At 32.9% G+C, this 228-nt stretch carries 1 protein-coding gene; it reads right to left on the bottom strand.

The window, feature by feature from the left end; translation table 11 throughout:
• On the bottom strand, window positions 1-181 hold a 181-nt coding region (locus SB659_RS20695; protein WP_410551805.1), incomplete at its 3' end, for a hypothetical protein.
• Window positions 182-228: the final 47 nt, after the last annotated feature.

Below are 228 nucleotides of genomic sequence, written 5' to 3'. Positions count from 1 at the left end.
CTTTTGTACAAAACCATGGATAATCAGTATGGGAGGTTTTTAAGCAGATATAAGGAGCGGCATCGCTCCCTATTACTTTTCTCCAAAAAGATAATTCTTCAAAATCAACAGTCTTATCGTCTACTCCATAAAAAAACAGAAAAATCGGAATTTGGTAAATTGTTTTTAGGAGTAAATTCATAGGTTTCTATTGACTTAAACTCAGTTCTCAAAATCGGCAAGAACATA

Source organism: Arthrobacter sp. SIMBA_036 (assembly GCF_046535135.1).
Taxonomy (GTDB): Bacteria; Actinomycetota; Actinomycetes; order Actinomycetales; family Micrococcaceae; genus Arthrobacter.
Note: the sequence above shows the minus strand (reverse complement) of the source record. Positions and strands in the feature narration are given on the sequence as shown.